The following is a 12,774-nucleotide window of genomic DNA, read 5'->3' as shown; positions in this document are numbered from 1 at the left end:
ATGACCATCCCTGATATGATATGTCGTTTGAAGCGTCACTTTTCTTGGTGAATAGAAAGTCTCTGCATACGGATGCCGGACGAAAGACCGCCCGGAGGTTCCCTTCCCCTGAAATTCCATGGGAACGAAACGGGAAAACCCGAAAGTCATATTACAACTTCATCAGCAAGAATCCCAGCAATACAAGCCTGGAATGTGATCTGCCATCACTGGTCCGGAGATTTCGATTCTCTCTCCTTCTCAAGGTTTTCCTGATAAAAACACCAGGTGTTCTTTCCATTGCCTTTTGAGCAATACATGGCCATATCCGCTTTCTGGATCATGTCTTCGGCGGACCCGGCATCTTTGGGAAATCGGGATACACCGATGGAAACGGTCGCCCTCAGGTTGTTGTCTTCATAGTGAACAGGAACAGAAAGGGCTCCCACGAAAGTATCGAGAAAGGGGGCCAGACTGGCTTGATCCGGGACAATTTTCAGAAGAACCACAAACTCGTCTCCTCCTAGGCGCGCCACAACATCTGAAGAACGGATCCCGGAAAGGATTCTCTCTCCAATGGTCTTCAAGAAAAAATCCCCTGCACCGTGGCCCCATGTGTCATTAATCTTCTTAAATCCGTCGAGGTCCAGAAACAGAAGGGCCAACTGATCACCAGACCTTGCAAAGTGGCTGATTTCAAGCTTTATCCGTTCCATGAAAGCCTGACGATTCAGCAGTCCCGTGAGCTGGTCGGTGTGGGCAAGCCTCCAGATCTCACGCTCCTGCTGGATCCTTTGTGTCTGATCCTTCTGGATCACAACAAAGTTTTTGATTTCATCATTCATACGGATAGGGGTCACAGTCGCCTCTACCGTATAACCGCTGCCATCCTTCTTTTGATCCTCGAGAAACCCTTCAAAGGTCTCTCCGGAGAGGATGGTCTTCCAGAACTCGTCCGTTGGGGATCTTTCTCCTGAAAAATGGCGAAGGATAAAGGGTATTTGGCCAATAAGCTCGTCGCGACGATATCCCGACATCTGCAAAAAAGCATCATTGATCCACTGGATGCGGCAGTCGGAACCGGTGATCAAAATACCGTTGGCAACCGTTGACATGGCTGTTTCATGAAGTCGCCGTTGCTCTTCCTGCTGATAACGCTCGCACACAAGAGAGAAACGCCTGGCCAGCTTCTCGATGCGATCCAGGGAAGATGGCTCAAGAGCACCGATCTTTTTGAAAAAAAACGCAATATATCCATTATTCCTGTTGTTTTCTGTCAGGGGAAAACATCTGAACTCCTGGATCTGGTTTTCGTTCATCCATCGGGAAAGGGGAGAAAACGGCTGGAGCAGGGATTCAGAAGTCATCTTCCACTCGGTACCATCGGGATTCTGATGATTGCCCCACTCCCGGAGCTCTTCTTCAAGCAATGGGGAAGAAGCGGACTGCGCTCTCGCATGTACGTTTCCATCCAATCCGACGACCCCGATCGCCACAGCTTCCGCATAAAAAAGTTCCCGGGCTTTGGTCGCAACAAGGGAAGCCAGCATGGAAAACGGCTTTCCGAGGAGGATCATCTCGTCGAGTTGGCTCATGAGCCGGTCTATGAGCTCAATCTCCCTCTCCTGGGTGATATCTTTCTGCTGGACCAACAACCGGTCCACAACCCCGAAACGGTCCTTTAACGGGACGACCATTGTCTCGACCAGAAAGGGGTGTCCCGTTTTGTTGATCCCCATAAACTCTCCCGTAAAGCTTGCAGAGAGGGAGATCACCTCTGTCAGTGTGATCTTCTGCCCTTTGGAAGCCGGTTCCGGGAAAATGGCCGACAGCTCCATTCCGGACAATGGAGCATCACTACCGACCGTTTTGAAAAAGGACGCATTCGCCCATTCAATGGTTCCATCTTTCAGGGCGATGAACTCAATATTCCGGGAAGACTCCATGGCGAGCTTCAACACCCTGACAAGATCCATCTCTTCATGACGGATAAAGGCAATTCGTATTCTTTCCGACAGTTCAATCAGTCGAGATCTCAACCGTTCGGAAAGATCATTGAAGTTCTGGTCGGCGATCGTGAGCGCTCCCCATGGAAGCTGCCCGGCATCCCGCGTGACGGGAACCGAAAAAACCGATGCGATTCCGAACGCATTGCAGATTTCCCCAATCGGGGAGTGGTCAAGATCTTCGCCTGTTGCAAACTGGGGCAATCCAGTCCGGATCGCCCGTCCGAAAGATGAATCGCTTCCGGGAGACATGTCCCACCGGTTCATGGAAAGGACCTTGTCCAGGAGAGGTGAGTATTTTGGAAAAGCCGGATCGATTCCGACAAAAGCAATTTTGCCCTGGGGGGAGGGAATCGTGAAAAAGATAATCTGGAACGAAAATTCAAGGGAAATGCGGCGAACGATAAATTCCAGAAGATCCATGATCGGAGCTCCACGAAGGATCTTCTGGTCAAGCTCGACCGACAGGCGATTCAATATCTCTGCTTCATGTTCGGCGGTGATATCCCGGACATGAAGCATCAATGCCATGGATTCTCCATAGGGGATGCAACTCCCGCTGATGCTTGTCAGGATGTGGGAGCCGTCCATCCTCACATGATGCTGCTCAAACGAAAAGGAAGAACCCTTGGCATCAATGACCTTGCCAAGGGTCTCTCGCGCAGCGACTTCCGAAAGCTCCCACCAATCCAGAATAGAGCTGCCAACAAGAAAAGACTGGTCCGGAAAGCCCATCAACCGGCAAAAGACAGGATTTGTTCCGATAATTTTGAGACTGTCGAAATCGATCAGGCAAATCCCGTCGGGAGCCAGTTCAAAAAGGGCATCCTTCTCGGCTCCGGGCTGCAATTGTGAAGAACGCTCCAAAGCCTTTTCCATTTTCCCGGAAAACAGATCCAGACAAGAGAGCAACGATGGAGTCAAATCCCCGGGATTCCTGAAACGAATCTCCATCGTGATAGACTCTCCCTCTTTCGCAAACTCCTTTTCCCGAAGGATAAAAACCCTTCGGTAAAGATGTTCAAAAGGCGTCCCTGAACCCACGGACCTAACAGGGCGCATCCCGCTTTTCTCATGGGAGAAAGAAACCTCCGGAAAAGGAAAGGTTTCCGAAATGTTCCGGATAACGCATGAAGTCAGAGACTCAAGATGGACCCCATTTTCAAGAGAGTCTTCGATCTCCCTGGCGATATCTTCAAACGCTTCGTGCTGCTTGACCTCCGTAATATCCCTGACCATGACAAGCAAAAGGGATTGCCCACCCTCAAACAACCACTTCATCCGGAGTTCTGAAAGGAATCGGCCCTGCCCCGTTTTCAGGAGAACATGCTCTTGTATGAGTGGCTCCGTGCTGTCAACAGAAACGGTCTTGTCCGGGAAAATCAAAGAGGTCTTATCGGATGGATCAAGATATTCCAGAAAGGATTGTCCCAGAATCCTGTCTTTTTCCCTTAGTCCCATGAGATGCAAAAAGGCAGGATTGGCTCCGGAAATGGTTGGAGCCCCTTTACCTTGAGTCTCCAGAACAAAAGCGGGATCAGGCAATACGCCAAGAAGAAAATCTACAAGCTGATTGTGAGGTTTTCTCTCGGGAGAGAGATCGTCCGGGAACATATTGTCCTTTGCTCCAGATGAGAAATCAGACAAAAATCAAAATTGCCATTTCCAGAAGTCCTGAAATGGATATGACCTCCGGAGAATCAATCCCTTCTCACGATTGACCTGAAAACAGCCCACCCCTCATTAAATGATGGACAGGAAATCATGGATTCCGGCCGATGAGGCAGGTACTCGAGAACCTATAAAATGATTTTTGTATGGCTGGGATTATACCTGTGAAGAGAGCGTTTGAATATCTCCTGCTCTCCAATAATCCGTCCTTTTTCTCCGTTTGTTCGACATCCATTCGATACATACAGAATGTTTTAAGGGTAAATAGTTCAATAGAGAATAAAAACATAGATATAATAAAAAAATTGACTATTTACTATTTAAGTTAATTAAAAAAAATATTTAATATGATTAAATTCAATATTGAAGATAGATTGACATTCAACATAAAAGAGTTCTATTGTCCTTCATCTCAAAAAAGTGATCTGTTCTCCGGAAAGTGCTTGACACTTATTCCAAAAAGCCTCCCAATTTCCAACATGAACGGGAATGAGAGGTTTTTGGATAAGGATCTTCAGGAGATCTGTCGTCCCATAGCAAATGCTCGTTTTGAAACCGGAAAGGAGGCCACCAGAACCATTTTGATCGAAGTCAGGGTTTGCCAGATTGTTAGGGGACGATCGATCCAACAGATTGAGTCCGCCCCAATAGATTGAACGGATCGTCCCAACCTGTAAATTCCGCTCGATCCCTGATGGGATAAAAGCCAATTTTGATGGGAGCTCAAATGACTATCAAGAAAAAACTTTATGTGATGTTTGGCGTCATTATTCTCGTTCTTCTCTTCTCGTCTGTTGTCACCTTCCGTTCTTTCCAGAACACCCAAAAGATCATGGCCGAATCGATCTCGCTTCAAGAAACAACCAATATTGCTTCCCGTCTGACATTCCATGTGGAGGCTCTTCAAGGGGCCTTGGAAGTCGCCCTCTATGCCAATGATCCGGACTTACGGAAAAAACTTCTGAAAAAAACAATGGATCTCGATCAAAAAGACAAAAAGCTGATTGAAAAGCTTTCAAGTTCGATGATTGGGCAGGCGGGACAGGTTTATGCGCAACATCTGAAAGCTGCCCGGAAATCTTTCTATTTTGCGGAGATCCAGATCCGGGCGCTTCTGTTTGCCAATCAGGCCATAGCGGCCCAGTCGATCTACAAAGGCTCTTTCCACCAATACTTCAATGCCTACAGATCTTCTGCCCTGGTGATCCAGAATTATAATGAACATCTGGTCACCAATCTGGCCACAAAAGCGAACATGAAAATTTCTCGATCCATCAAGATCTCCCTTATCCTCTCGATTGTCTTGATTGGAACGACCCTCTTTCTGGGATTGGGAATTATCCGTTCCGTTTCGGCAGGTGTCTTGACTGTCAAGAGAGAAATGGATGAAATGGCCAAGGGCAACCTTGTAAATGCCAATAGCGGATCTCAATATCATCAGAGGGACGAGTTTGGACAGATCATCCGGGAAATGCATCAGTCGATCCATCAGATGGCCGAACTGATCCGTTCTGTCCATCGTGAGGTTGATGGAATCAACGGTCTCTCCGGCAACCTTGAAGAGAGCTCTTCAACGCTGACAAACAGACTTGAAGTGCTGAAAGACGAGTTTTCCATCTTCACCCATACGGCGGATCAGATGATTGAGGATGCATCGACACTGTCCCGAATATTCGGAGAAACGGCAGACAGTACTAAGCGCGCCCAGGAAACCTCCGAAGAATGCGTCTTATCAATAAAGGGAGCCTTCGGTTCGGTCTTTCAGGTGACGACCTGCATAACTGAAGGACAGAAAACCATGGAGAGCCTGGTCAAACGCTCGGAAGAGATCGGGAACATCGTGACGGAGATCCGGATGATTGCCGACCAGACGAATCTTTTGGCACTCAATGCCGCCATTGAAGCGGCCAGAGCCGGAGAACAGGGTCGCGGATTTGCCGTTGTCGCCGATGAAGTGAGAAAGCTCGCCGAAACCACCAGCCACTCGATCAATACCATCGAGTCCATCGTCCAGACTGTCCAGACGGATATCGCCACTCTTTCCACATCGCTTGAGCAGTCGGTTATGATGGTTCGTGAAAGCGAAAGGGACTACCAGACTGCCCAGGGAAGTATCGGATCGATCAGCGAAGAAATCTCCTCCATTTCAAAGCATGTTCTGGTCGATCTGAAATCCAGCGTAGAAAGCCAGATCAAGGCCATAAAAGAGGCACAAAGTCTTCTTGTCCGCTCCATACAGGGATTTGATGCTATGGAAAAGGTGTCGGGAAAAATGGGCGAACATGTTCAAAATGTCCGGGGAAATACGGAAAGTCTCAAAAAATCGGTTGTCCGATTTATTGTATAAAGGGAACCTAACATGACCCAAAATGACAGGATGTGGCTTCAGGTGGAGTTGTGAGCTCGGAAAGTCTATCAGAAGTGGTCTTTCTGGGGCGTCAGGCCATTTTTGACCGGAATGATCGTCTTTTTGCATACGAATTGCTATTCCGGACGGCTGGAAAAAATGAAGCGGATATCGCCAACGATTCGCATGCCACAGCCCAGGTGATCATCAACACCATGACGGGGGTGGGGATGGAGCGGGTTCTGGGAAATATTCCGGGACTGATCAACATCGGGGAGGAATTCCTGATGAATGACCTCGTTTTTCTCCTGTCAACCGATCACTTCGTTCTGGAAATTCTCGAGACGGTACCGGTCACCGAAAAGGTGATCGCCCGATGTCAGGAGCTCAAGCAGAGGGGCTACCGTCTTGCCCTCGACGACTATGCGGGAGATTTGACAACATGGGAACCACTTCTCCCTCTCATGGATTTCGTCAAGGTCGACTTCCAGAAAGTCGGAGGAGACGATCTTGTCACTCTTGCAAATACCCTCCTTGAAAGAAAGATCCCCCTGGTCGCAGAGAAGGTGGAATCGCCAGAACAGCAAGCTCTGGCGATGAGTTTGGGGTTTTCCTATTTTCAGGGATTTTTCTTCTCCCGACCGATCGTCCTTGAATCCCGGAAAAGGGATCCTCTCTATCCGGCCCTGATGAGAATCCTGTCGCTGATTCTTTCCGACGGGGAGATCGGGGAAATTCATGACGCGGTCAAACCCCATATCGATCTGTCGATCTCCCTGATCAAGATTGCAAATGTCGTCGGAAGAAGTCCTGTTACAAAGGTCACCGGGCTTCGGCAGGCCATTATTTCCCTTGGTCGGGGCCAGATGAAACGATGGATCGAGTTGCTTCTCTTTTCACGGGCTTCCTCTGAGAACCGCTATGCCATGAACGTCTTTGGACTTGCGGTGACCCGGGCCAGATTCATGGAGATTCTCTCCGATGAGTGGATCCGGAAAGAAAGAGGGGATTCCGACCAGGCATTCATGACCGGAATGCTTTCTTTCTCTGAGAGTCTTTTGGGGTGTCCGGCGGAAGAGATCCTGCAGGATCTTCCGGCCATGGCGGAAGTGAAGGAAGCGCTGAAGGATGGGACCGGCTTTCTGGGAATGCTTCTTGCCCTTTCCCGATCGATTGAACATTCGGACGGGCCGGAAATGGAAAAGATCCTGTCGAAGGTTCCCTTCCCTGAGGAGGTCATTGCCATCGCTCTGAGCGAGTCAATGTTCTGGGCAGATGATATTGTCCGGACTTTCTCTCTGACCAACCCTTAATATCAACATCCCGTCGGGACAAACAAATGATCGGGCCACGCATAAGGAAACAATCGGAATGCTTATTGTCTCCCGTCGATCACGGTTCGGTCCCTGCCTGCCTCCTTGGCCATATACAGAGCCGAGTCCGCCCTCTTGTACAATGAGTCCCATGATCGATCTTCCGCTATCGGAAACGCGCCCCCGATACTGAGTGTCAGCACCCGGTTGGAGATTCCCTCCACCGGTGTCGACCGGAAGGTCTGATTGATCCGTTCGGCAAATCCCTGGAGGGTCGACGGGACATACTTCCCCTGACTGAGGATCGCGAACTCCTCTCCGCCGATACGAAACAGCAACTCGACATCTTCCCGGCAATTGGCCAGAAGTACGGAAGAAACCTGCCTGAGAACCTTATCTCCTATATCATGACCATATTCATCATTGATGGATTTAAAATAATCCACATCCAAAACGAGCAAAGCGTAGCGGGAATCGTGGCTGTTGAATCGGCTATAGGCTTCTTGCATGCTCCTGGCAAAATATCTCCGGTTATATAGCTGGGTGAGCGGGTCTGTAATCGTTTCCCTTTCCAGATTCTGATTGGCTTTTTCAAGCTCCAGCAAAGTGCTTGCTCTTTCCTGTTCCAAAAAGTGCCTGTTCAACTCGGACTGCACCTTGTAGGAAAACAGTTCCACCAATTCAACAATACGGTCCTGATGAGCCTGGTTTATCCATGGTTTTTCAAAAAATAGCGCAATATGGCCTATCAATTGTTTATTGGAGTCCCTCATCGGAACTCCGATAAAGACTTCATAATTCGTATCACGAGCACTTTCAAAGCGATTCCGGAGTGATTCATTCACACAGACCGCTCCACCGACCTGTATATCACTCCAGTTGACTCCCTGATCGGCATAAATCAATTCACAGGGAGTTCCGGGTAATTGAAAAGCCCATGATCCAAGGGCTTTGCCTCCCTTCCATGATCCCAAGACTTCCATCTCATCGCGCCCTACTTCTTTGACATATGCGATGAAAACAAAGTCGGCTTTCAGTTGCCTCGCAAGAATTTGTGTTGCCGTTTGGAAAAAGACACTTCCGGTCAGCAATGACGTTTCGCGGAGCAATTCTTTGAGGATCCGGAAGGAATCAATACCCATGGGCGATCATCTCGTATCGAGTTTAAAAGAGGAGGAACAGTCTATGCGCATAGTAATGAGTATAGGTGTGGTGAATCTCTGGAAACAATGGTTTCCATTTTCAGCCCCACTGATTGACTGCATTTTGGGGACTCAATCAGAGTCTGGCTGGAATATCCCCAAAGAAACGGCAAATTTGAACGACTTCACAAGAGTTTGAATTCCGAATGCATCGGGTCTATCCTTTGGGAAATTCGAGGACTTGGAACACATCACAAAGAGGGTTGAAGACCAAAAATCCGCCTTCGAAGCACCCCAAAAACCGTCGGGAGAAACGACTGGATATCCGGAAATCAAACCGGTTTTCCTAATAGGTTCAAATCGGAAAAGTATCAATTTCGCTGAATCAGCATGCCCATCCTATTGGGCATCAAGGTTACGGACACCCAACCAAAATTCGCCGTCATCCAGATGGCTCCAGATGACTTCCTGGCGAACTGGGAGTTTATCAGCAAGAGACTTTCCATCGAAATCACGGCACCAATACACGTGGTTCAGAGAAAGATCCGGGACTACTCCGGATAAGAGCCATGAAAGGACATTTCCGATCCGGGGGAGGGCAGGGAGATGCTAAGGGGATTCACGAAGTTCATGATGCGCAGAAATATGATGGTCATGGCCGTAGGCATCATCATCGGAGCTACCTTCGGGAAAATCGTGTGTCTCCTGCTCTCCGATATGATCATGCCACCAATCGGGCTCCTGACGGGAAAAGCGGACTTTTCGAACCTGTTTGTCGATCTTAGGCAGGGAAAGCCTCCCCCTACCCTACCCCACCCTCACGGTAGCGCAAAAGTCCGGGGCAGTAACGTTCGATTACGGCCTTTTCATCAATACAACCATCGGCTTCGTGATCATAGGCTTCTAGGTCTTCATTCTGATCCGGTGGGTCAACCTGCTGACCACCCTGGTGCCCCGAAAGAAAGAGGTGCCGGCAGCTCCCATCAACAAGGTCTGGCCATCTTTTCTCCCCGTCATTACCTGGGTGCCACCTGATGTCCACAGTTCACCTCGGTCCTCTCCTGAGAAGGCCATGCTCCATCATCCCGGGCCACGCGAGAAATGGGGAGAGGCAGGAGACGGGCAGAAACAGTTTCGCTTCTTACCCCCAGCATTTGTCCTCGGCCTCCTGGCCATGCTTCTCCTCCCACCCTCTGTCCAACCGGTTTTCGCGACACCTCCTGTCTCCAAATCACAAGACCTTCTGACCCTCAAAAACGGGGACACGCTGAAGGGCAAGCTTGATTCGGGAGACGCCAAGACCATCACCTTCGTTTCAGAGGGGGCAGGAAAGCTCGTGATCTCCTGGACCTATGTGAGATCCCTTCGCGTTCCCGAGCCCTTTGCCGTCCTTACCAAAAACATCAGGGTCCGGCAAGGCCATCCAAACCGGCAGGTCCCGGAGGGCTCCCTCGATGTGGAGGGACAGACCCTAACAGTGGGTACCTCTTCGGGGCCGGTGCGGATGCCGGTTGCCGCCGTCACCCATCTGGTCGAGTCAAAAACCTATGAAAAAATGGTCAACGGCGCGGAACACTTCTGGCAGGGCTGGAACGGGTCGCTGAGCGGAGGGGCAAGCCTCGTCGAGGCAACCCAGAGTCTCGAAACCTTCAACTTCGGAACCGCCTTCACAAGAACGATCCCGACCGTCTCCTGGCTCGAACCGGACGACCGGAGCATCCTGGGATTTACCAGCACCTACGGAACCATTTCCCAACCCAACTCCCCGTCCATCTCGACCTCCATCTTCCACGGAAACGCCGAACAGGACCAATATTTTTCAAGGGACTTCTACGCCCTGGTCCAAGCCCTCTACGACCATAACTCGACCACGGGACTGAACCTCCAGCAGAACTATGGAGCCGGGGTGGGATACACCGCTCTCAGGCGTCCTTCCCAGGAGCTTTCTTTTACTCTCACGGCAAGCTACATCGACCAGCAGTTCCAGGTGGCAAGCGCCGACCAGAACCTGGTCGGGGCCACCTTCACCGTCACCTATTTCTACAAGTTTCCCCACGACATCACCTTTAATGAAAACTCCTACATCACGCCGGCGTTCAACAACTCCAGCGCTTGGTTCGCCTATCTCTCGGCAGGTGTGACCATCCCGGTGATCGACTCCCTGGCTTTCTCCATTCAGGCTATCGACAACTACTGGAACGCCCCCGCTCCCGGATTCGTCAACAACTCCTTCCAGTTGAACACGAACCTGAGCTACACGATCCCCTCCTTCTGAGCGTGGGGCACCAAATTTTAGCGCACGAGAAGGACAGTCCTCAGTCAAAGAGTGGGAAGAGGTAAAACTATAAGGATGGATTCTCTCGGATCTTGAAGGACTCAGGACATGAAAAAAGCCAGCTTTTACGCTGGCTTGATCACTTTACCGGAGATCTTGGATGGCTTTGGATCTGGCGGCGGCGGGAATCGAATAGTCATATGAGATAGCCTATTTTAGACGATTTCATAGATTTAAAATTTAGATCATACCCCCAAAAATACCCCCAAACTTGTCTCGCTGGGAAGGGGGATTCTTCGAAAAGAGAACAGTGAAACCAGAAAGATGTGGCTTCTAGGGCCAATCAAGTTTTTGTCAAATCCGGAGCAGGAATCTGTTCGAAAGAAAAATGAGAAATATCCGCCCGAATGCTGACATGTTCTATAGCCATGGCACATATTTGACCTTCATGGTCGATATCGATCAGCGTGTTTTCGTCCAGATCGCTTGTTTCCCTCACGTCTGCTTCCCTGAACTCAATGTAAAGGGTGTCCGTATCGCCAAAATATTTGACTTTCATGGGCTGAACCCTCGATCAAAAAAGGCATTATGAACGGTTTCACCATCGGGGAGAAGAATGACCCGAAGATATTTTCCCTCTTCGAGAATCAACCCCCATCGTCGAATGGGTCCGTCCTCCTGGATTGTTGCCTTCACAGGATGTTGAATCACTCTTTCAATCCATTAAAATCAGACTATAGCCAGATCAGGCCGATTTCGCATTGAGAGAAATATTGGGTGAATTTCACGGCTCATCTTCCGCCACGATTGATTCTCCTCCCAGAGCTTCCATGGGGACTGACCTTGTGGCAAAAAGTTTTGGAAGCCGCGTAAATCGCTCGGACATCAAAACTAAATCATACTCGACTACAGTGCCTTCTTTCATTGAAAGTTCCATTTTCCATCTCTACAAGGAGCAACTGTCCCGGGAGATCGCCGCCCCGATCCCAGAGGAGGCCGCCCTGTCCATGATCACCGACCGACTCCTTCCCTATTCTAGGGAAGGAGTCGGTCGGCATGGCCCGCCAGTATTGCGGGCGTCTTCGTCGGCTAAGCAGGCAATTCTCTCTTTAGCAGGCATGCTTGCTCATTCCCTCTAGAAATTTGGTGGTCTCACTCACAATCTGGTTTTTCGGCACTCGGAACCGGAATCCGATAAGGTACCCTTTCTGTTGCTGGATGTTTTCATATAATCCTTTATTTACAAGGACTATATGATGTCATATTTTGTTCCGTATTCCTAGGTTTTGTTTTCTTGTTGCAACGAAATTGCAACGCATCGAATCATGGTACGAAATGGACCGGTCGGGTCTTTTCGAGGCCACCATCACCGCGAAGGACGCCGGAAGAACTCCACCTCGCCCGTCCCCGACCGGGGTTGGCGTTAGGGGTAAATTTGAGGCAAGGAAGAAGAAACCGTGGGAGGCTGACAAAAACCGTTTGATTACGGAAAATATCTTGCGATATCCAGCGCGCCATGAAACACGCCCAACACGTCGATTGCCTGCGATGGGCGCAGCAGGTACGCTATACGATAATGCCCGTAAAGCAGAATTCGGATTTCGCCCTCAGGCTCATCGCGGTATTTATGACCAATCTTCGGGAAGCGGCGTAGCTCCTGAGATTTTTCAAAGATGCCTGTAATAACCTTCGCGGCCGCGACCGAGTTGTCTGAAGCGATGTAGTCGTGAATGTCACGCAGCCACCGCTCGGCTTCTTCGGTCCAGACTATTTCTGCCATGTGCGAATCCGTCGCTGCATTTCGTCGTTGGACACAACCCGCCCGTGTCTCGAATCTTCGAGACCACGCGCTACCATCCTTTCGAAAGCCAATTCACGCATGATTTCTTCATACGTAGCATCTTCCGGCTGAGATAGAATCACCTCGGTCATCTTCTCTTTTACGTTTGACATTTCAACCTCCGTTGACTTTGTGGGATAACGCCCCAATAACCGGCGCGAGTTTACGAACATCCGAAACCCGGGAACTGTTCATGGCCGA

At 49.7% G+C, this 12,774-nt stretch carries 12 protein-coding genes; 5 read left to right on the top strand and 7 right to left on the bottom strand.

The annotated features are described in order from the left end of the window. Positions 1-206: 206 nt before the first annotated feature. Positions 207-3,599, bottom strand: coding sequence for a diguanylate cyclase domain-containing protein (locus LFE_RS00135; RefSeq protein ID WP_014448254.1), 3,393 nt, complete (start codon positions 3,597-3,599; stop codon positions 207-209). Positions 3,600-4,383: 784 nt separating this feature from the next. Between LFE_RS00135 and LFE_RS00125 the strand changes: the two genes are divergently transcribed. Together LFE_RS00125 and LFE_RS00120 are read left to right on the top strand one after the other, a co-directional pair. Continuing rightward, positions 4,384-6,003 (top strand): methyl-accepting chemotaxis protein, encoded by a 1,620-nt coding sequence (locus tag LFE_RS00125; protein ID WP_014448253.1) that lies wholly within the window; start codon positions 4,384-4,386, stop codon positions 6,001-6,003. A 50-nt stretch (positions 6,004-6,053) separates the two neighbouring features. Continuing rightward, positions 6,054-7,316, top strand: coding sequence for an EAL and HDOD domain-containing protein (locus LFE_RS00120; protein WP_014448252.1), 1,263 nt, complete (start codon positions 6,054-6,056; stop codon positions 7,314-7,316). A gap of 62 nt (positions 7,317-7,378) precedes the next feature. Here LFE_RS00120 and LFE_RS12770 read toward each other — a convergent pair whose 3' ends face one another. Next, positions 7,379-8,458 (bottom strand): GGDEF domain-containing protein, encoded by a 1,080-nt coding sequence (locus tag LFE_RS12770; protein WP_014448251.1) that lies wholly within the window; start codon positions 8,456-8,458, stop codon positions 7,379-7,381. A gap of 390 nt (positions 8,459-8,848) precedes the next feature. Here LFE_RS12770 and LFE_RS14025 point away from each other — a divergent pair, with 390 nt between their 5' ends. From LFE_RS14025 to LFE_RS00105, 3 genes are read left to right on the top strand one after another with little or no spacing between them, the layout of a single operon-like run. Continuing rightward, positions 8,849-9,022 (top strand): hypothetical protein, encoded by a 174-nt coding sequence (locus tag LFE_RS14025; protein WP_158310221.1) that lies wholly within the window; start codon positions 8,849-8,851, stop codon positions 9,020-9,022. 42 nt (positions 9,023-9,064) lie between these two features. Further along, positions 9,065-9,493 carry an MscL family protein gene (locus LFE_RS13480; protein WP_148272489.1) on the top strand — a complete coding sequence of 143 codons (429 nt, stop codon included), beginning with the start codon at positions 9,065-9,067 and terminating at the stop codon, positions 9,491-9,493. 37 nt (positions 9,494-9,530) lie between these two features. Further along, positions 9,531-10,733, top strand: coding sequence for a DUF481 domain-containing protein (locus LFE_RS00105; RefSeq protein WP_014448248.1), 1,203 nt, complete (start codon positions 9,531-9,533; stop codon positions 10,731-10,733). Positions 10,734-11,076: 343 nt separating this feature from the next. Here the strand turns inward: LFE_RS00105 and LFE_RS00100 are convergent, their stop codons facing one another. The 5 genes from LFE_RS00100 to LFE_RS00085 all read right to left on the bottom strand — a co-directional run bounded on the left by LFE_RS00100 (position 11,077) and on the right by LFE_RS00085 (position 12,686). Continuing rightward, positions 11,077-11,292 carry a DUF2283 domain-containing protein gene (locus LFE_RS00100; RefSeq protein ID WP_014448247.1) on the bottom strand — a complete coding sequence of 72 codons (216 nt, stop codon included), beginning with the start codon at positions 11,290-11,292 and terminating at the stop codon, positions 11,077-11,079. Next, on the bottom strand, positions 11,289-11,444 hold the full coding sequence (locus LFE_RS14020) for a hypothetical protein (RefSeq protein ID WP_158310220.1): 156 nt from the start codon (positions 11,442-11,444) through the stop codon (positions 11,289-11,291). The genes LFE_RS00100 and LFE_RS14020 overlap by 4 nt, the downstream gene beginning before the upstream one ends. Before the next feature lie 73 nt (positions 11,445-11,517). Further along, positions 11,518-11,670 carry a hypothetical protein gene (locus tag LFE_RS14015; RefSeq protein WP_158310219.1) on the bottom strand — a complete coding sequence of 51 codons (153 nt, stop codon included), beginning with the start codon at positions 11,668-11,670 and terminating at the stop codon, positions 11,518-11,520. A gap of 546 nt (positions 11,671-12,216) precedes the next feature. Next, a complete protein-coding gene (locus LFE_RS00090) occupies positions 12,217-12,513 on the bottom strand; it encodes a type II toxin-antitoxin system RelE/ParE family toxin (protein WP_014448245.1) in 297 nt (98 codons plus the stop codon). Next, positions 12,501-12,686: a hypothetical protein gene (locus LFE_RS00085; protein ID WP_014448244.1), complete on the bottom strand. Its 186-nt coding sequence runs from the start codon at positions 12,684-12,686 to the stop codon at positions 12,501-12,503. The genes LFE_RS00090 and LFE_RS00085 overlap by 13 nt, the downstream gene beginning before the upstream one ends. Positions 12,687-12,774 lie beyond the last annotated feature (88 nt).

The sequence above is a fragment of the Leptospirillum ferrooxidans C2-3 genome (assembly GCF_000284315.1).
In the GTDB taxonomy this organism is placed as follows: Bacteria; Nitrospirota; Leptospirillia; order Leptospirillales; family Leptospirillaceae; genus Leptospirillum; species Leptospirillum ferrooxidans.
This window is presented reverse-complemented; position numbering and strand designations above follow the sequence as displayed.

Excerpts from the sequence above, each read along its gene's own strand:
- LFE_RS00135 (WP_014448254.1), bottom strand. The coding sequence starts at position 3,599 with ATGTTCCCGGACGATCTCTCTCCCGAGAGAAAACCTCACAATCAGCTT.
- LFE_RS00125 (WP_014448253.1), top strand. The coding sequence starts at position 4,384 with ATGACTATCAAGAAAAAACTTTATGTGATGTTTGGCGTCATTATTCTC.
- LFE_RS12770 (WP_014448251.1), bottom strand. The coding sequence starts at position 8,458 with ATGGGTATTGATTCCTTCCGGATCCTCAAAGAATTGCTCCGCGAAACG.
- LFE_RS14025 (WP_158310221.1), top strand. The coding sequence starts at position 8,849 with ATGCCCATCCTATTGGGCATCAAGGTTACGGACACCCAACCAAAATTC.
- LFE_RS13480 (WP_148272489.1), top strand. The coding sequence starts at position 9,065 with ATGCTAAGGGGATTCACGAAGTTCATGATGCGCAGAAATATGATGGTC.
- LFE_RS00105 (WP_014448248.1), top strand. The coding sequence starts at position 9,531 with ATGCTCCATCATCCCGGGCCACGCGAGAAATGGGGAGAGGCAGGAGAC.
- LFE_RS00100 (WP_014448247.1), bottom strand. The coding sequence starts at position 11,292 with ATGAAAGTCAAATATTTTGGCGATACGGACACCCTTTACATTGAGTTC.
- LFE_RS14015 (WP_158310219.1), bottom strand. The coding sequence starts at position 11,670 with ATGGAACTTTCAATGAAAGAAGGCACTGTAGTCGAGTATGATTTAGTT.
- LFE_RS00090 (WP_014448245.1), bottom strand. The coding sequence starts at position 12,513 with ATGGCAGAAATAGTCTGGACCGAAGAAGCCGAGCGGTGGCTGCGTGAC.
- LFE_RS00085 (WP_014448244.1), bottom strand. The coding sequence starts at position 12,686 with ATGTCAAACGTAAAAGAGAAGATGACCGAGGTGATTCTATCTCAGCCG.